We start from the raw sequence: 17485 nt of genomic DNA, 5'->3' as shown, positions 1-17485 counted from the left end.
GCGTATCATGCGCCGCCATTTTTCTTTGTCAGTGAGAAGTATGTGATGAATGTAATGATGTCAATCCGCCGTACCGCCAAGCTCTGCCTCTTCGCAGCGATGACGGCCGTCGTCGCCCCGGCGATGGCTCAGGTGATCCCTCAACCCCAAACGATCATCCCTGCACCACCGCAGCTTGCCGCGAGTTCGTGGATTTTGATGGACGCCAACAGTGGTCGCATTCTTGCAGAGCACAATGCCGATGAGCGTTTGCCGCCTGCAAGTTTGACCAAACTGATGACCGCGTACCTGGTCGAACGTGAGCTGGATCGTGGCACCATCAACCTGACCGATATGGTCAATATCAGCGAAAACGCTTGGCGTACCGGCGGCTCGAAGATGTTCATCGAAGTGGGCGATCGTGTTTCGGTGGATAATCTGCTTCATGGCATCATCATCGTCTCGGGTAACGATGCCAGCGTGGCCATGGCAGAACATCTGGCGGGCGGTGAAGCGCCGTTTGCCGACCTAATGAATCAGCACGCCACGCGTTTGGGCATGAACGATACCCACTTCATGAATGCCACTGGCTTGCCCCATGAGAATCACTACTCGACCGCCCATGATATGGCGCGTTTGTCTCGTTACATTATCAACGACTATCCCGAGCACTACGCCATCTATTCACAGCGTAACTTCTCGTTTGCGGGCATCGATCAGCCGAACCGTAACCGCCTGTTGTGGCGCGACCCGACCGTAGACGGCCTGAAAACCGGCTGGACCACCGAAGCAGGTTACTGCCTGGTCGCTTCGGCGCAGCGTGATGGCATGCGTCTGATCTCCGTGGTGATGGGCACCAGTTCCGAAGAGGCGCGTGCCCAGGAATCGCAAAAGCTTCTGAGCTATGGCTTCCGTTTCTATGAAACCATGAAGCTCTATGAGCGCGGCGCCGTGCTGGCAACGCCGCGCGTGTGGGGCGGGGACATCAACGAGCTACGTGTGGGGGTGGATGAAGAAGTTTTCATGACGCTGCCCCGCAATCGCAATGAAGAGCTCCGCGCCCGTCTAAATTTGGATGCTGACATTCAAGCACCTGTGGCAGTAGGTGATGACGTTGGTACGCTGGAAGTCTATCTAGGCGAAGAGATGGTGGGGGAGCGCCAGCTCGTCGCGCTGGAAAACATCGAAGAGGGTGGGCTGTTCAAGCGCCTGTTCGATCAAGTGCAGCGTTTCTTCAGCAACTTGATTAGTAATTTCACCAGCTAAACGGCCAGTGTTGGGCCCAGCTTCTCACATACGCCTTGTATTGTGAGAGGTTGGGCCTTATTTATTGGGATTAGCCCAACGATTCACTTAATGTAAAGGCGAGTTATGAAAAAAGGTGCCAAGCAAGGGCTGCGTGATTTACGCCAGCCCGTGGCGAAAGAGCCACCCAAAATTACCTTCCCGTGCGATTACCCGTTAAAGGTCGTGGGCGATGCGGCTGACGATTTTCCAGCCACCGTGTGTCAAGTCATCGTGCGTCACGCGCCTGACTTCGATGAGACCACGTTGGAAGTCGTGGATAGTCGCAATGGTCGTTTCCAGTCCGTTCGAGTCACCATCGTGGCCACAGGGGAGCAGCAGTTGAGCCAACTGTTCAACGAGCTGAAGGCCACTGGCCGCGTGCACATGGTGGTATGACCATGAGCGACGACGCCCCGATTGCTCTGCACCGCCTCGGCTATCGCCCCTATCTACCAGTATGGGAAGCCATGCGTGAGCTTACCGACACGCGCGATGAAAACACGGTGGATCAATTTTGGCTGGTCGAGCATGAGCCTGTATTTACCCAAGGGCAGGCGGGCAAGCCAGAACACCTGTTGATGCCGGGCGATATTCCCGTGGTCAATACCGACCGGGGCGGACAGGTTACCTATCACGGGCCGGGGCAGGTGGTACTCTATCCGCTGCTGGACGTGCGTCGGGGCAAGATCGGCGTGCGCGACTTGGTCACGGCGCTCGAAAATGCCGTGATCGACGTGCTAGACGCGTATGGAGTGCGCGGCTGGGCCAAGCCCGATGCGCCGGGGGTTTACGTAGAAACGGCCATGGGGGAGGCCAAAATCGCCTCGCTCGGCCTGCGTATTCGTCGTGGGGCCAGCTACCATGGCGTCGCGCTGAACGTCGACGGCGACCTGTCGCCGTTTGCGCGTATCAATCCTTGTGGCTACGCGGGTATGCAGGTCACTCGTCTTGCCGATTTGGTCGATCTCTCTCATGGACAAGACGGGACTAATGGTAAAGACGTTGGCGAACGGCTTGCGCAGGCGTTGGCCGCGCGACTGAAGCGCACCTTGGTGGTGCCTGAGTAACGAAGACTGCCTGCAGAGCGCTGTATGCAGGCAGTCCGCGGCGAGTTAGCCGACGTTGAAGGCGGGGATGCGGTTGCTGTCCGGCTCTTGACCTGGAATGGCCGCAGGAGCGGCAAGACCCAAGTTGTTCTTTTCGAACACGCGGTCTGCCCGGTAGCTAGAGCGTACCAGCGGGCCGGATGGCACTTCCATAAAGCCTTTCTCAAGGCCTAGTACGCGATAGCGCTCGAACTCTTCTGGGCTTACCCAGCGCTCCACGGCCAAGTGGTTTTTGGTTGGGCGCAGGTATTGGCCTAACGTCACGATATCGACACCAATCTCACGCAAATCGTCGAAGGTTTGCAGGATCTCTTCGTCCGTTTCTCCCAGCCCCAGCATCAAGCTGGTTTTGGTGATGATGTCGGGGCGATACTGCTTGGCGTGGGCCAATACGTCGAGCGTTTTGCGGTAGCCAGCGCGAGGGTCGCGCACTTTGCTGGTCAGCCGCTCAACGGTCTCAACGTTTTGCGCAAACACCTCAAGCCCTGAATCGACCACGCGCTCAATAGCGGCTTTATCGCCATCAAAATCAGGCGTTAACGCCTCAACAACCACCTCCGGCGTGCGCGCTTTAATGGCGCGAATACAGTTGGCGTAGTGGGTGGCGCCACCATCGTCTAGATCGTCACGGTCTACTGAGGTCAGCACGATATAGCGAAGACCCATTAGCTCGACGGATTTGGCGGTATTTTCCGGCTCTTCGTGATCCAGCCAACCTTTAGGGTTGCCAGTATCAACCGCACAGAAGCGGCAAGCGCGGGTACATACTGAGCCCATCAACATAATGGTGGCGGTACCATTGCTCCAGCATTCACCCATGTTAGGACAATGGGATTCAGCGCAAACGGTGCTGAGCCGGTGCGTCGCCACGTTTTTCTTAACGGCCTCAAAACGCTCGCCGCCGGGAATTTGCGCGCGCAGCCACTTTGGCTTGCGCTCAAGTGAAGGGGCATCTGCCTGCGCTTTGCGCTGCTTCATGCCATCTTTAATCACCGTCATGCCATGTTCGTTACGGAATTTTTCGCCGCTGGGCACGCGCTGGGAAGGGGTGTTGCTCATAGGAGAGAGCCTCTCTACTGTGCGGCTGGTAAGCAGAAAATCCGAGCGACGCATCACGAAAAATATACGTGCAAAATGTGGCCGCGATGCAACTGTTTACCATGCCCTGAGTAACGCTAACTGATACGTAGGTTGTAAATAATGTAACATATTTGGCAATCAACAAGACACCGTAGAACCGCTAGTGATCCTATTCCAGTGACAGGGCGGGTAAGCAGGAAACTCCATGGCTAGGAAGCGGGCTGCCAGTCGCTTGGAAGTGGCGCTGGAACTCGCTCAGATGCTCACGCACAAAACGCAGGAAGAGCTCTGCTACCGGAGTGGGAAAGTGGTCTCGGCGGTATACCGTGCACCAAGCGCGGCGAATGGGAAAATTGGGCAGAGACAGGGTGGCGAGCAGGCCCTGTTCCAACTCGCGCTGTACCGCCAAACGAGGCAGTACGGCAACGCCCAAATGTACCATTACCCCTTGTTTGATGGCTTCATTGGTGCCCAGCTCGATACGGTGCGGAAGCCCCACTTCTTGATCCACGGCAAGCTGCTCAAAGGCGCTGCGAACCCCCGAACCAGGCTCACGCATTAGTACGAAATGGCGTGCGAAATCCGTCAGCGTTGGATTGGGCATACTTAGCAGAGGATGTTCTGGCCACACTACCGCCACAAGCTCGTTTTCAAGAATTGGCATAACCACCAAGCCGTCGTCTTCTGGCACCATGGCCATGATCACCACGTCGTCTTGTTGTTCGGCCAGCCGCTCAAGTGCTTGGCTGCGGTTACACACCTTTAAACGCAACTGAACATCCGGGTATCGTGCGCGAAATTTAGCCAGCACATAGGGCACGACATACTGCGCGGAGGAGACGGCAGCGACGTTCAGCTTGCCGCTGATTTTGCCGTTAATGTCTGAAAGGCTCATTTGCAGCCGCGACAGCTGACCAAAGATTTCTCGCGTAGAGAGGGCCAGTGTATCGGCCGTTGGCAGTACGTGGAGAGTTTTCCCCGCATACTTAAAGAGAGGCTGTCCCAACGCTTGCTCAAGCTGTCGAATCTGCGCGCTCACGGCTGGTTGTGTCAGGCCGAGCTGCTCGGCGGCCCGTGAATAGGAGCGTTGTTGATGCACTGCCTGAAACACTTGTAGCTGTCGAAACGTTAAGCGGTTGAGCAGCGTGGGGGATGACATAACCACCTCAGGGTAAACTTCCTCGGTAAAAAAGCGCACTGTATAAGGCCTGTTATATAGGGCTTGGCCTCAGCGTCGAAATGCTATCACTGATTTAGGGCTACCGCCTTGAAAGCTTGGCGGTATATAAACGGTGTACGTTTCGATCAATAAGACGGTCGTTGGAAAAAAGGGGGGAGTCATCGACGTTAGGCAAGGAGTGGCCTAAACTATATTGCATTGCAGCATCATTGCTTCGGGATTGGTGCCATGCATCAACCCAATGGGAGAATATATGAACTTTCTCGCTAATCCTTTGCTTACCACCAATGCGCTTGCTGCTCCTTGGTTTGGCTCATCGAATGATTCCGCGGCGTTACCGGGCGGTGAAGCTCTCGCTAGCATGATGGACCCTTTTGGGTTTGGTCGTGCCGCGGTTAGCTACTGGCGTGACAGTGTAGAGCGCAACATCCTTTATTGGGATGTCATGCGCGAGCGCGGCAACCAGTATCTCGAACACATGGAGCAAACGAAGCCCAATGTGCTCGGCTTTGAAACCGAGGTGTTAGTGGATGGCCGTACGCTGCCTAATCCGACTAACTATGAGTTACTGCGGGTATTGCCGCCTAAGAATATCCAGATTGACCCACAAAAACGTCCCTTTGTTGTTATTGACCCGCGTGCAGGCCATGGCCCTGGTATCGGCGGTTTTAAGCCTGATAGCGAACTCGGTGTCGCGCTAAAAGCGGGCCATCCCTGCTATTTTATCGGCTTTTTACCTTTCCCTGAGCCAGGCCAAACGGTGGAAGATGTGGTGGAGTCGGAAGTGGCCTTTTTGCGCCACGTGATTGCGCTACACCCGGAAACCACTGAAAAACCGATGGTGGTTGGTAACTGCCAAGCGGGCTGGCAAATCATGATGGCCGCCGCCCTTGAGCCTGAAGTATTTGGGCCAATCTTAATCGCTGGTGCACCGCTCTCTTATTGGGCTGGCGAGCATGGCAAGGCACCCATGCGTTATACCGGCGGTATGACAGGGGGAAGTTGGATTACTGCGTTGACCAGTGATATCGGCAACGGCCTATTTGATGGGGCGTGGCTGGTTCAGAACTTTGAGCGCCTCAACCCGGCTAATACCTACTGGAAAAAGCAGTACCACCTGTATGCCAATATTGATACCGAGTCCAAACGCTATTTAGAGTTTGAGCGCTGGTGGGGTGGTCATGTGGTGCTGGGCGGTAATGAGATCCAGTACATTGTCGATAACTTATTTGTCGGCAATCGCCTTTCTACGGCGCAACTGGTTACCCGCGATGGACGGCGTATTGATCTGCGTAATGTACGCTCGCCTGTGGTGGTGTTTTGCTCACGGGGGGACGATATTACGCCACCGCCTCAGGCCCTGGGGTGGATTCGTGATCTGTACGCGGGCGAAGAGGATATCATTGCGAATGAGCAGACGATTATTTACTGCTTGCATGATACCACTGGGCACCTGGGAATCTTCGTATCTGGCAGTGTTTCCCGCAAAGAGCACTCCGAATTTACGGCCAACATGGACTACATCGATGTGATGCCGCCAGGGCTGTACGAAACGACGATTTCTCATGCCGACGAACACACAGACGCCGAGCTGATTGAGCGTGACTATCTGCTGGAATTTGCGCCGCGCAACTTCGAGGAGCTTGATCGTGACGTGATGCATCAGCCGGAGGATGATCGTCGCTTCGCCACCGTTGCCCGCATCTCTGAAATTAACCTGGGGTTTTATCGTCTCTACGTGCAGCCGTGGATACAGTCCATCATGACACCCGAGGCGGCGCGCTGGATACGGCGTATGCACCCCATTCGCCTGGGCTACAAGCTCATGTCAGACCGTAACCCGCTGACGGTGCCGCTACCGGTTATGGCCGACTACGTGCGCCGCCATCGTCAGCCGGTGGAGCAGGACAACATATTTAAAGCGCTAGAGCTCATGGCATCTGATCAAATTGTAGTGAGTCTGAATGCGTGGCGTGACCTGCGCGATAGCTCAACCGAGCGCCTGTTTATGGATATTTATGGTCAACCGCTGCTCCAGGCCGCTGTTGGCTTGTACGGGGATGCCCATGTACATCGCCGCCGTCCTGGCGCAGAGCCTGAGCACCGCCGCTTTATTGAAAACCGCCAAAATGAGCTGCGTCATAAAATTGCTCAGGGTGGCCCTCATGAAGCCGTGATGCGTTCAGTGATCTATGTGCTAGGTGGCGCACCGGCCACCGATGAGCGTAACTTTAAGCGCCTACGCGCCTCTCGGGCGGAGCTTGAACCCAGCACCTCCTTGAGCGAATTTAAGCGCCTAGTGCGCGAGCAGTTCTTTATTTTGAAGCTTGATCGTGAGCAGGCGCTTAATACGTTGCCGGAGCTATTAAAAGGTCAAACCGGTGAAGAGATAGATAACTATATTAGCCACTTAGAGCATGTCTTTGCCGCTAGCGGTGAGTTAACTGAACATGCGGCTAACCGGTTTGACCAAGTAAAAGCGTTGTTTGATAAAGCGCGTCCGGGTGCCTTGGCGGCACCAGCCCCTGAAACAGCGCCCACACCTGACTCCGCTGTGGCTACAGCGGAAATAGCAGCCGAAGCGAGTAACACGGTAACGGCTGAAAAGGCCCAAGAATCATCGGTAGAGGCGCCAAAGAAAAAGCCAGCCACCCGGCCGGCTGGGCAGCGCAGAAGCTCGCCCCGTAAGCGTTAGATAAAGTTGCTAAGACGCCTTCGCCCCCGCTTTTTAGCGGGGGCTTTTGCATTGATAGGCGGCTATTTGGGTTGCCGAGTTCCGAGCGGCAGTCTAGTGTCTAGCTACCCTGATCCAAAAAAGCATCGTAAAACGCACCGCGCCGCCAATGCGTTGTTGTTAGTGTTCGCTTAGCTCCTTAAGAGGCGGTTGCTACTAGCGCTTAATCAAGGGCTGGGGTAGGGTAGGCGCATTTTTCTCATGGTCGCCAAGCACACATTGAGGCGGCAACGTATTCAAAGCATGGGCGATAGCGCCTGGGCAATAGAAAAGTGGAGCACTATGGGCAAGTCACTGGTCATCGTCGAATCGCCAGCGAAAGCGAAGACGATTAATAAATATCTCGGCAACGATTTCATCGTAAAGTCGAGCGTAGGTCATATCCGTGACCTGCCGACCAGCGGCTCAGGTAAGGCAGCCTCCGACCCAAAGGAGCGTGCACGCCAGGCCGCGGCAACGCGTAAGATGTCGGCGGAAGAGAAGGCGGAGTATAAAAAGCGCAAAGCTCACGACCAGCTCATTCGACGCATGGGGATTGACCCAGATAACGGCTGGGAAGCGCGCTATGAAGTGCTTCCGGGGAAAGAGAAAGTAGTTGCTGAGTTAAAGAAACTGGCTGAGAAGGCCGATGCTGTTTATCTCGCTACGGATTTGGATCGTGAAGGGGAGGCGATTGCTTGGCACCTTCGCGAAACCATCGGTGGCGACGATAGCCGCTACAAGCGCGTGGTGTTCAACGAAATTACTAAAAACGCCATTCAGGATGCGTTTAAAGCCCCCGGTGTCTTGAACATCCCCCGGGTTGAAGCCCAGCAGGCACGCCGCTTCTTGGACCGCGTAGTGGGCTTTATGCTCTCGCCGCTATTGTGGGCCAAGATTGCCCGCGGGCTTTCCGCCGGGCGCGTACAATCTGTCGCGGTGCGTCTGATTGTGGAACGTGAGCGGGAGATTCGCGCTTTTATTCCCGAAGAGTTTTGGGACGTTCATGCGGATCTCCTCTCTCCGGATGGAGAATTGGTGCGTTTTGCCCTTGTTCGCCAGGATGGCAAGCCGTTCCGTCCCACCTCTGAAAAGGATACCCTGGCGCGTATTGAGCAGCTGCGCAAAGCCAAGCTCTCGATTACCTCGCGGGAAGATAAACCCACCAGCTCTAAACCGACCGCGCCGTTTATCACCTCTACGCTTCAGCAGGCAGCCAGCAGCCGATTAGGGTTTTCGGTGAAGAAGACCATGACCATGGCCCAGCGGCTTTATGAAGCGGGCTACATCACCTATATGCGTACCGATTCCACCAACCTATCTAAAGACGCGGTGGAGAGTGTCCGTTCGTTTATTGGTGATGAGTATGGTGCGCGCTATTTGCCTGAGTCGCCTAATCGATACAGCAGCAAAGAGAGTGCTCAAGAAGCGCACGAAGCCATCCGGCCCTCTAGCGTCGAGCGCAAAGCGACTGACTTGGCAGGTATGGAGCGTGACGCCGAACGCCTCTACGAGCTTATTTGGCGGCAATTTGTGGCGTGTCAGATGACCCCAGCCGAATACCTCTCCAGCACGCTCAGTGTGGAAGTAGATGGCTACGACCTGCGTGCCAAAGGCCGCGTGCTGAAATTTGATGGTTACACCCGGGTAATGAAGCCTACGGGCAAAAACGAAGATCAAAGCCTGCCTGACCTGCCGACGGGCACGGCAATGCAGCTAGAAAAACTCGACCCTCAGCAGCATTTTACCAAGCCGTCCGCGCGCTACACCGAAGCCAGCTTGGTCAAAGAACTAGAGAAGCAGGGCATTGGCCGCCCCTCCACCTACGCATCGATTATTTCGACTATCCAAGATCGTGGCTACGTGAAGCTGGAGAACCGCCGTTTTTATGCCGAAAAATTGGGCGATATCGTCACCGAGCGGTTGAAAGAGTCCTTCCCTGACTTAATGGACTACTCCTTCACTGCCCGCATGGAGGACAGCCTTGATGAAGTGGCTGAAGGCGAGCGCAATTGGCGGGAGCTGCTTGATGCCTTCTACGATGAGTTCCGCATGGAGCTGATGAAGGCTGAAAGCGAGGAGGGCATGCGTCCGAACCAGCCGGTGCCGACTGATATCGACTGCCCCAGCTGTGGCCGAAAAATGCAGATTCGAACCGCCTCTACCGGTGTATTTTTGGGCTGCAGCGGCTACAACTTGCCGCCTAAAGAACGCTGCAAAACCACCATTGACCTGATTCCTGGTGAAGAGGCCGTGGCGGAAGACGCGGGCGAAGAAGCGGAAACCAATGCCCTACGTGCCAAGCGTCGTTGCTCGAAATGCGGCACGGCGATGGATAACTACCTGATTGACGAAACTCGTAAGCTTCATATTTGTGGCAACAGCCCAGACTGTGACGGTTACGAAGTAGAGAGCGGCAAGTTCAAGATTAAAGGCTACGATGGCCCGGTCATTGAGTGCGATAAGTGCGGCTCCGAGATGCAGCTAAAATCTGGCCGATTTGGCAAATACTTTGGCTGCACCAACAGCGAGTGTAAAAACACCCGCAAGCTGTTGCGCAGTGGTGAAGTCGCGCCGCCGAAGATGGATCCGATCCCCATGCCGGAGCTGGCTTGCCAAAAGGTAGATGACCACTATGTTCTACGGGATGGCGCGAGTGGCCTGTTCCTGGCGGCTAGCAAGTTCCCTAAAAACCGTGAAACCCGCCCGCCGCTGGTTAAAGAGCTGAAAGCTCACGCTGACGAGCTGCCAGAGAAGTATCACTTTATTCTTGATGCGCCAAGCGAAGACCCCGATGGCCGCCCCGCGCAGATCCGCTTCTCGCGTAAAAACAAAGAGCAGTACGTGATGACAGACGAAGAGGGCAAAGCGACCGGCTGGAAGGCGACCTTTGAAGGCGGCAAATGGCATGTGGAGGATAAGCGCAAGTGAGCCCGCGTTCGCGTACCAATCAACTGCTGTATCAGGCCGAGCTGCTGGTCGGCCTGCCGGTTGGCGATGATGAGCACAGCCCTGCCCGACGGATGGCCATCGAAGAGAGCGCGCTGGCGCTGTTTGAGCTGGCGCTTGGCTCGCTGCTAAAAGAAGTCACGGAACACGCGCGATTGAATAGCCATGACTGGCGCGCGCTGCTCGCCAGTGACGGCCCCGATGTGGCAGAGCTGCAGCGTCTACGCGATGCCATGCAGCAGCCGGAAAGCTGGCTTTACTGGCTGGTGGGGCAGCTAGAGAAGCTGCACAGTGATGATGGTGCTGCGCGTCGCGCTGTGCAAAATCCTTCTATGATTGCGGTAGGTAGCCAGTTGACGTTAGCCGAGCAACTGTTAGAGAACCTACAAGCGGCTAAGCGTGATATTGCCTCGCTACGGGAGACAAGTCAAGAGTGGTAGTCCAGCGGCAGTGCGGTGGTGATAGAGGGAGAGGTTGCCAATAGCGTCTGGTTGCTTACTCTGATAGGTTGAAATGTGCCTATTCGTCACCACGTTGTATGGAAACAGCGATACAGGAGGCACGGATGCGCTATAACCAAGTCAAAGATCTCATTGAGTGGGCAGCGGGTTATCATGGCCGCATGGCGCGCCAATACAGCGCTGGCGCAGAACAAGCCGAGCATGAGCGCCTAGCCATGGCGCTCATCTACCTAGCCGATAGCGAGCTAAAGATGAAAACAGGGCTTGAGGCGCTGTTGCACGATGGCTCGGATCATCGTGAAGTGTTAGAAATATGGTTTGACGATTCAAGCGACTTCCCCCAGCCCCCTGAGCTTGATGCTCTGTCAAAGCAGAGCGTGGCAGGTTCGATTGATGAGCTAACCGAAACAGCGGTAGAGTCCCATCGTAAGTTGCAAAGCCTTTATGAACATCGCGCTTCTCGGGCCAAAATTGAGCCCGAGGAGACGTTTTTTAGCGCATTGGCAGAAGGTCATAATGCAGAAGCTCGCAAACTAGTCGCGAGTATGCAGGAGTTTGACGATATTTAGTGAACGTTGAATTAAAGTTTGTTCCAGTGCTGCTCGTTATTCTGAACGCTAATTTGATGGCCGAAACGCTGACAATAGCTGTGTGAATAAGGTATAACAGCAGCCACTAATGCGTCCTCGGCCTAGCCACACTGGCCTGTATTTGAGAGCAAAATAATGTCTGTGAACCGTCGCCGATTTTTGGCGTTGGCACTGGGCTGGCCAGCAGTGGCTAGCGCAACTGCTACAAGCGCTGTGAATGATTATGAGCCAACCGATTTGGTTGAGACGCTGCTTTCTCGCGCTGCTGTGCCACGCCACAGTAGTGAGTTGTGGGTGCTAATTGACGATAAAGAGGCAACGCTGACCATTTTTCGCGGGAATGCGCTGGTAGAGCGTTTTGCGCCTATTTCATTGGGGCGCGGTGGCGCAAAAACCCAGCGAATTCGCGGCGATAACGTTACACCGCTGGGCGAATTCAGAGTTAATCGATTTAATTTCGAAAGCCAGTGGCATATCTTTATTGGTATCGATTATCCTACGCCACCTCACGCACGTATGGCGCTTGAAAAAGGTATCTACTCCCAAGCGGATTACGAAGCCTATTTTGACCACTACCGGCGTTATGGCTCTCCCCCGCAGAATACTGCGTTGGGTGGCGCTATTGGGATTCACGGAGTTGGCGGCGGTGATCCAGAGATCCATGGTAGCTTCCACTGGACCCAAGGGTGTGTGGCAGTCACCAATGAACAGATCGTACGTGTGGCCGAATTAGTAGATGTTGGCACACGCGTGGTGATCCGCTAGGCTTGTGTTGTTGAAGGAAGTTCTAGGTTTTAAATATGTGGCTATAGACAACCGCTGTGGTCTATTATAAAACAGCGTTTGACTTGCGTGCCTTGGTACGTAACCCTGGTACAAGTCGCTGTAAAGAACCTGCACCGCAGGTAGACAAATTTAAGCTAACGCTTTAGCTTTATTTTTTGTCATACCCTTAACGTAGTATCCAAGGAAGACTCAAGGAGAACATTATGACTCTGAAGACTGCTCTGAAGATGACTGCCGCTGCCGCTTCTCTGGCAATCCTGGCTGGCTGTGCTTCTACCAGCGCTCTGGAAGAAGTTCGCATGACTGCTGAATCTGCACAGGCTGATGCCGCAGAAGCACGCAGCATGGCTTCACAAGCTCTGAACACTGCAAACCAAGCTCAGCGCGACGCGCAAGCTGCTCTGCAGATGTCTGAGCAGAACCGTGAAGAAATGAACCGCATGTTCCAGCGTTCCATGCAGAAGTAATTCTGCTTGGGCACCGAGCATGATGCATGTTCGGTGGTCGCTGTAGATGTGAAAAACCCCGCCTCGGCGGGGTTTTTTGTTGGCTAGCGCTTTGCGCGTTAAGCGTCGCCTTCAACTCGAACGGTCGTGGAAAGCTCGACACCTTCCAAAATTCCCTCTAGCTGCTGAGTGGGCTGCGGCTCGGGTTCCTGCTCAGGGGCGGGTGCTTGCGGGCCATATAGCGCCACAAAGCGGCCGTCTGGTGCTTCCACCGCGCGTTTGACTTGCTCGTAATCCACTTCTGCTTGATCTTCTGCCAGTTCGCTGACCCGCTCAATGGCATTAAGAAGCGGCTCAAAGTTGCCTACGTTCTCTTCCAGCTGAGGGTAGGATTGCACAAACAGTGTGCCGTCTGCCGCCCAGCCTGCTTTAAAAGGCGCATCCATCAGGTTTACCTTAGTGCCGCTTGGTAGGCGTTCATACAGCGACTCGATATCTTCCGGGTACATGCGAATACAGCCACGGCTGACACGCATACCCACGCCATCAGGGCGATTGGTCCCATGGATCAAGTAGCTCGGCATAGCCAGCAAGATGGCATGACGGCCAAGCGGGTTGTCAGGCCCTGGTGGAACGATAGCGGGTGCAGGCTCGCCTCTTGCAGCCGCTTCACGACGCATCGAGGCGGGCGGTGCCCAGGCAGGGTCTTTGACTTTGACCGTGGTCCGCGTGATGCCTACCGGAGTCGCAAACTCCTCGCGGCCAACGCTGACAGGGTAGGTTTCCACAATGCCGGGATTGTCGGCAGGGTAGTAGTAAAGGCGCAGCTCGGAGAGATTGACCACCACGCCCTCGCGTGGCGCAGGCGGCAGAATGTACCGCGCAGGGATCACTACCTCGGTGCCTTTACCCGGTACCCATAAGCTAACGTCTGGGTTCGCCATGCGAATCTCTTCGTAGCCAATATTATGGCGACGAGCGATGTCGATAAGCGTCTCTTCGGGGTCCTCCACCGTAACGGTGTAGTACTCACCAATAATATCGCCGTGCTCGGGTAGTCGGAAGTGGCCGCGCGGTAGTTCCTGCGCCTCAGCAACTTGCTCTGCACTAGCAGTGGCGTCGTCAGTAATCGCCGCAGTGCTTTCGGCCTGCTCGGCCGACGGCTGTGCATAAACGGGGCCCACAAGGCTCGCTGCCAGCAGAACTGCCAGGCTGGTAGGTCCCCAACGGGTAATGTTCTTACGAATGTTCATGGTCGATCCTAATCAATGTATGCACTGCTGGTACGCATGGTAATGGGCAGCGATGCGTTACCGATATGTGCTGCTTAATGACAAGTTTGCCCCAAGGTTCACGCCGCCGCTACTTTTTGATTAAGGGTCGTTAGCAGTGCTTCAATCTTTTCGAAACGCTGTTCGACCGTTTCCATTGGAAATTCAAAACGTAAAGTATCGGAACCATCTAAGCGGTAGTGCTGGGGAGATTTTTGAATCAGCGTGACCAGGGTCAGCGGGTCTACCTGGGTAGTGGTGTTAAAAATCATGCGGCCGCGCTGTTCACCTGCTTCTATGCGCGCAACACCGAGCTGTTCTGCCCGGTGGCGCAGCTTCGTCTGCCGAATCAGGTTCTTCAACGGCTGTGGCAGTAGACCAAAACGGTCGATCAACTCTACCTGCAACTCTTTAAGCTCGGTATCTGATTGCGTATTAGCGATGCGTTTATACATGACTAGGCGCTGCTGTACATCGTGAATGTAATCATCGGGAATGAGGGCAGGCAGATTCAGGCTTATTTCGACGCCTGTGTTGAAGGGCGCGTCGATGTTAGGGGTTTTGCCTGCGCGGATTGCTTTCACCGCCCGATCCAGCATTTCCATATAAAGGGTGTAGCCAATGGTTTCCATTTGGCCGCTCTGCTCGTCTCCCAAAAGCTCACCCGCACCGCGAATTTCCATATCGTGGCTAGCCAATGTAAAGCCTGCCCCCAGGTCGTCGGAGGCGCTAATCGCCTCAAGGCGTTTTACGGCATCTCGTGTCATGGCTTTGGGTGGCGGGGTTAGTAGGTAAGCATAGGCCTGATGGTGGCTGCGCCCTACGCGGCCGCGCAGCTGGTGTAGCTGTGCTAGGCCGAACTTATCCGCACGCTCAATCAAAATGGTGTTGGCGCTAGGTACGTCAATGCCGGTTTCTATAATGGTGGAGCACACCAGCACGTTAAAGCGTCGGTGGTAGAAATCAGACATCACCCGCTCAAGGCTGCGCTCTGGAAGCTGGCCGTGGGCCACAGCAACGCGGGCTTCCGGCACTAGCTCGCGGATCTGTTCAGCAGCATTCTCAATGGTTTTAACTTCGTTGTGCAGGAAGTAGACCTGACCGCCGCGCAGGATCTCCCGCAGTAGCGCTTCCTTAATAATGCTGTTATCGCGCTGCTGTATAAAAGTTTTTACCGATAAGCGCCTTGCGGGCGGAGTGGCGATGATAGAAAGGTCACGGATGCCGCTCATGGCCATATTGAGCGTACGCGGAATGGGCGTGGCGGTGAGTGTGAGAATGTCGATTTCCGCGCGTAGGGTTTTCAACTTCTCTTTTTGGGCGACGCCGAAGCGGTGCTCTTCATCGATAATCAGCAGTCCCATTTTGGGCAGCTCGACGCTTTTCGAGAGCAGCTTATGGGTGCCAATAACGATATCGGTTTGGCCGCTTTTGATGCCTTCCAGGGTTTGCGTCATCTCTTTGCCACCGGTAAAGCGCGAGATTAGGCTGATATTGACGGCAGTGTCGGCAAAGCGGTCGCGGAAGTTCTCGAAGTGCTGGCGTGCTAGCAGCGTTGTCGGCACTAGCACTACGACCTGTCTGCCGGACTGTACGGCGAGGAAGGCGGCGCGCATGGCCACCTCGGTTTTACCAAAGCCCACATCGCCGCACACCACGCGATCCATTGGCTGAGGAGAGACCATGTCGCTGATCACTGCTTCGATAGCCGCCTTCTGATCCGGTGTTTCCTCAAACGGGAAGCTGGCCGCAAAACGCACATACTCATCGCCGGGCGGGTCGTACACTGTGCCTTGCTGGGCTTCACGGCGGGCGTAAATATCCAATAGCTCTGCGGCGGTGTCGCGAGTTTTTTCAGCGGCTTTGCGGCGGGCTTTCTCCCACTGGTCGGAGCCCAGCTTATGCAGCGGAGCGAGTTCGTCATCGGCGCCGCTATAGCGCGAGATAAGGTGCAGGCTATCTACTGGCACATACAGCTTGGCGCCGTCGGCATAGGAGAGGGCGAGAAACTCGTTGGCCTGGCCGCCCGCTTCCAGAGTCTCCAGGCCCAGGTAGCGGCCTACGCCGTGGGCTTGGTGAACCACCGGTGCTCCTTCGCGCAACTCGGAAAGGTGGCGGACCGCTAGTTCGTTATCGTCGGTGGCTTTTTCCCGCCGACGGCTTTGCCGCACGACGTCGCCAAACAGCTCGGTTTCGCTAATTACCGCGACATCGGGCTCGGTGAGCCATAGGCCACTGCCCACCAAGCTTTCCGTTATAGCGATGTGCTCGCTGCCTGCTAAAAAAGCCTGGAAACTATCGCTATGGGGCAGCGATAGTTTCAGCGGGGAGAGGACTTCCTCCAGTGCTTCTCGCCGCCCGCGAGACTCGGCAACAAACAGCATGCGGGTCTTGGGATGGTTATCTAAGAAGCTCGCCAGCTCGCTCAGCGGTTGTTTGGCGCGCGCATTGATGGCCAGAGAGGGGAGTGCTTGGGCCAGAGGAGCAAGCGCATGGCGTTGGCTGTCGTCCTCAGTGAACTCAAGGCGAGGCCGCGCTTTAATGGCTGAAAACACTTCGTTAACCGGGAAGAACGCCCGGTGAGGCGGTAGTAGCGGCCGTGTAGGGTCAACACCTAAATTCTCATAGCGCGATTCAATCGACTGCCAGTGCTGCTCAGCCGCGTGGAAAACGTCTGGGAGTAAGGCGATGCGAGTATCTACGGTGAGATGCTCAAACAGTGAGGCGGTTTCCTCGAAAAAGAGCGGTAAATACTGCTCTAGCCCAGGAGAGGGAATCGCTTTCAGCGCATCGTTATAGAGCGGGCACTGGCGCGGGTCGACATCAAACAGGGTTTCAAACTGCTCACGAAAGCAGGCAATCGCGCTGCGGCTTAGCGAGTATTCATGGGCAGGCAGCAGTTCGATGACATCCACTTTGTTGGTAGAGCGCTGGCTGCCGGGGTCGAAGTGGCGCAGTGTGTCGATCTCATCATCAAATAGATCAATACGAATCGGCTCATCCATGCCCATGGCAAATAGGTCGATAATCGCGCCGCGCATGGCGTATTCGCCTGGCTCATACACGGTCTCTACCGCACGATAGCCTGCCCGGGAGAGTGATTCGCGGAATGTTTCGCGATTCAGCGTGGCCCCCGCCTTTAGCGTCATCACGCGGCCAGCGATGTACGAGACAGGCGGCAGCCGCTGCATGAGGGTATTGACCGGCACAAGCACGATACCGCGCACGCCATCCTGTAGCAGGCGCAGCGTTCTCAGCCGAGCAGAAATAATATCTTGGTGGGGCGAGAAGCTGTCGTAGGGCAAGGTTTCCCAATCGGGGAAGGGGAGAACCGGCACGCTGCTATAAAAAGCGAGATCTTGTTCCAGCCTCTGGGCGCTGGCGGTGTTGGGAGTGATCACCAGTAACGGTGCGCTTGACGCTACCTGAGCTAGCGCTAGGGCAGTCGCACTGCCCGGCGGCGCTTGCAAATAGAGCGTATCGCGAATCCCTTGCGGCTGAGGCGGTTCGAGCAGAGAGAAAGAAGGCATAGTAAAGGTATCGTTTTGCACAGAAACGGAACCAAGATCATACACGATCCGCCCTTTCGCGCAGAGGCTTTGGCGCCATGGGGAGTTAAGATCGCTTGGTCGCTGCA

At 55.4% G+C, this 17485-nt stretch carries 13 protein-coding genes; 9 read left to right on the top strand and 4 right to left on the bottom strand.

From position 1 onward, the window contains the following. The first annotated feature begins 45 nt into the window (after positions 1–45). From NH344_RS02525 to lipB, 3 genes are all read left to right on the top strand, one after another. Complete coding sequence (locus tag NH344_RS02525) at positions 46–1245, top strand: D-alanyl-D-alanine carboxypeptidase family protein (protein WP_058577796.1); 1200 nt, start codon at positions 46–48, stop codon at positions 1243–1245. A gap of 105 nt (positions 1246–1350) precedes the next feature. Continuing rightward, positions 1351–1662: a DUF493 domain-containing protein gene (locus NH344_RS02520; protein ID WP_044628079.1), complete on the top strand. Its 312-nt coding sequence runs from the start codon at positions 1351–1353 to the stop codon at positions 1660–1662. A 2-nt stretch (positions 1663–1664) separates the two neighbouring features. Next, positions 1665–2333: a lipoyl(octanoyl) transferase LipB gene (gene lipB / locus NH344_RS02515; protein WP_253027498.1), complete on the top strand. Its 669-nt coding sequence runs from the start codon at positions 1665–1667 to the stop codon at positions 2331–2333. A 45-nt stretch (positions 2334–2378) separates the two neighbouring features. Here the strand turns inward: lipB and lipA are convergent, their stop codons facing one another. Together lipA and NH344_RS02505 are read right to left on the bottom strand one after the other, a co-directional pair. After that, positions 2379–3431 (bottom strand): lipoyl synthase, encoded by a 1053-nt coding sequence (lipA, locus tag NH344_RS02510; protein ID WP_044628077.1) that lies wholly within the window; start codon positions 3429–3431, stop codon positions 2379–2381. A 190-nt stretch (positions 3432–3621) separates the two neighbouring features. Continuing rightward, positions 3622–4611 (bottom strand): LysR family transcriptional regulator, encoded by a 990-nt coding sequence (locus NH344_RS02505; RefSeq protein ID WP_230834238.1) that lies wholly within the window; start codon positions 4609–4611, stop codon positions 3622–3624. Positions 4612–4885: 274 nt separating this feature from the next. Between NH344_RS02505 and NH344_RS02500 the strand changes: the two genes are divergently transcribed. From NH344_RS02500 to NH344_RS02475, 6 genes are all read left to right on the top strand, one after another. Beyond that, the gene (locus NH344_RS02500) at positions 4886–7327 is read left to right on the top strand and encodes a DUF3141 domain-containing protein (RefSeq protein WP_253027497.1); all 2442 of its coding nucleotides are present in this window, start codon (positions 4886–4888) and stop codon (positions 7325–7327) included. Between the two features lie 321 nt (positions 7328–7648). Then, on the top strand, positions 7649–10276 hold the full coding sequence (topA, locus tag NH344_RS02495; RefSeq protein ID WP_044628075.1) for a type I DNA topoisomerase: 2628 nt from the start codon (positions 7649–7651) through the stop codon (positions 10274–10276). Beyond that, the gene (locus NH344_RS02490; RefSeq protein WP_044628074.1) at positions 10273–10734 is read left to right on the top strand and encodes a DUF6586 family protein; all 462 of its coding nucleotides are present in this window, start codon (positions 10273–10275) and stop codon (positions 10732–10734) included. The genes topA and NH344_RS02490 overlap by 4 nt, the downstream gene beginning before the upstream one ends. 125 nt (positions 10735–10859) lie before the next feature. After that, positions 10860–11324 (top strand): hypothetical protein, encoded by a 465-nt coding sequence (locus tag NH344_RS02485; RefSeq protein WP_044628073.1) that lies wholly within the window; start codon positions 10860–10862, stop codon positions 11322–11324. Between the two features lie 156 nt (positions 11325–11480). Beyond that, positions 11481–12110, top strand: coding sequence for a L,D-transpeptidase (locus NH344_RS02480; RefSeq protein WP_044628072.1), 630 nt, complete (start codon positions 11481–11483; stop codon positions 12108–12110). A gap of 224 nt (positions 12111–12334) precedes the next feature. After that, complete coding sequence (locus tag NH344_RS02475; protein ID WP_016914087.1) at positions 12335–12598, top strand: Lpp/OprI family alanine-zipper lipoprotein; 264 nt, start codon at positions 12335–12337, stop codon at positions 12596–12598. 98 nt (positions 12599–12696) lie between these two features. Here the strand turns inward: NH344_RS02475 and NH344_RS02470 are convergent, their stop codons facing one another. Continuing rightward, positions 12697–13830, bottom strand: coding sequence for a L,D-transpeptidase family protein (locus NH344_RS02470; RefSeq protein ID WP_044628071.1), 1134 nt, complete (start codon positions 13828–13830; stop codon positions 12697–12699). Positions 13831–13928: 98 nt separating this feature from the next. Then, positions 13929–17378, bottom strand: a complete 3450-nt coding sequence (gene mfd, locus NH344_RS02465; RefSeq protein ID WP_253027496.1) for a transcription-repair coupling factor — start codon at positions 17376–17378, stop codon at positions 13929–13931. Positions 17379–17485: the final 107 nt, after the last annotated feature.

This window comes from Halomonas sp. Ps84H-12 (genome assembly GCF_024124725.1).
Lineage (GTDB): Bacteria > Pseudomonadota > Gammaproteobacteria > Pseudomonadales > Halomonadaceae > Vreelandella > Vreelandella aquamarina.
The sequence above is the reverse complement of the archived record's forward strand: the minus strand, read 5'-3'. Positions and strand labels throughout refer to the sequence as shown.

Bases quoted from the DNA above. Each gene is read 5' to 3' on its own strand.
- NH344_RS02525 (WP_058577796.1), top strand. From the start codon at position 46: ATGAATGTAATGATGTCAATCCGCCGTACCGCCAAGCTCTGCCTCTTC.
- NH344_RS02520 (WP_044628079.1), top strand. From the start codon at position 1,351: ATGAAAAAAGGTGCCAAGCAAGGGCTGCGTGATTTACGCCAGCCCGTG.
- lipB (WP_253027498.1), top strand. From the start codon at position 1,665: ATGAGCGACGACGCCCCGATTGCTCTGCACCGCCTCGGCTATCGCCCC.
- lipA (WP_044628077.1), bottom strand. From the start codon at position 3,431: ATGAGCAACACCCCTTCCCAGCGCGTGCCCAGCGGCGAAAAATTCCGT.
- NH344_RS02505 (WP_230834238.1), bottom strand. From the start codon at position 4,611: ATGTCATCCCCCACGCTGCTCAACCGCTTAACGTTTCGACAGCTACAA.
- NH344_RS02500 (WP_253027497.1), top strand. From the start codon at position 4,886: ATGAACTTTCTCGCTAATCCTTTGCTTACCACCAATGCGCTTGCTGCT.
- topA (WP_044628075.1), top strand. From the start codon at position 7,649: ATGGGCAAGTCACTGGTCATCGTCGAATCGCCAGCGAAAGCGAAGACG.
- NH344_RS02485 (WP_044628073.1), top strand. From the start codon at position 10,860: ATGCGCTATAACCAAGTCAAAGATCTCATTGAGTGGGCAGCGGGTTAT.
- NH344_RS02480 (WP_044628072.1), top strand. From the start codon at position 11,481: ATGTCTGTGAACCGTCGCCGATTTTTGGCGTTGGCACTGGGCTGGCCA.
- NH344_RS02475 (WP_016914087.1), top strand. From the start codon at position 12,335: ATGACTCTGAAGACTGCTCTGAAGATGACTGCCGCTGCCGCTTCTCTG.
- NH344_RS02470 (WP_044628071.1), bottom strand. From the start codon at position 13,830: ATGAACATTCGTAAGAACATTACCCGTTGGGGACCTACCAGCCTGGCA.
- mfd (WP_253027496.1), bottom strand. From the start codon at position 17,378: ATGCCTTCTTTCTCTCTGCTCGAACCGCCTCAGCCGCAAGGGATTCGC.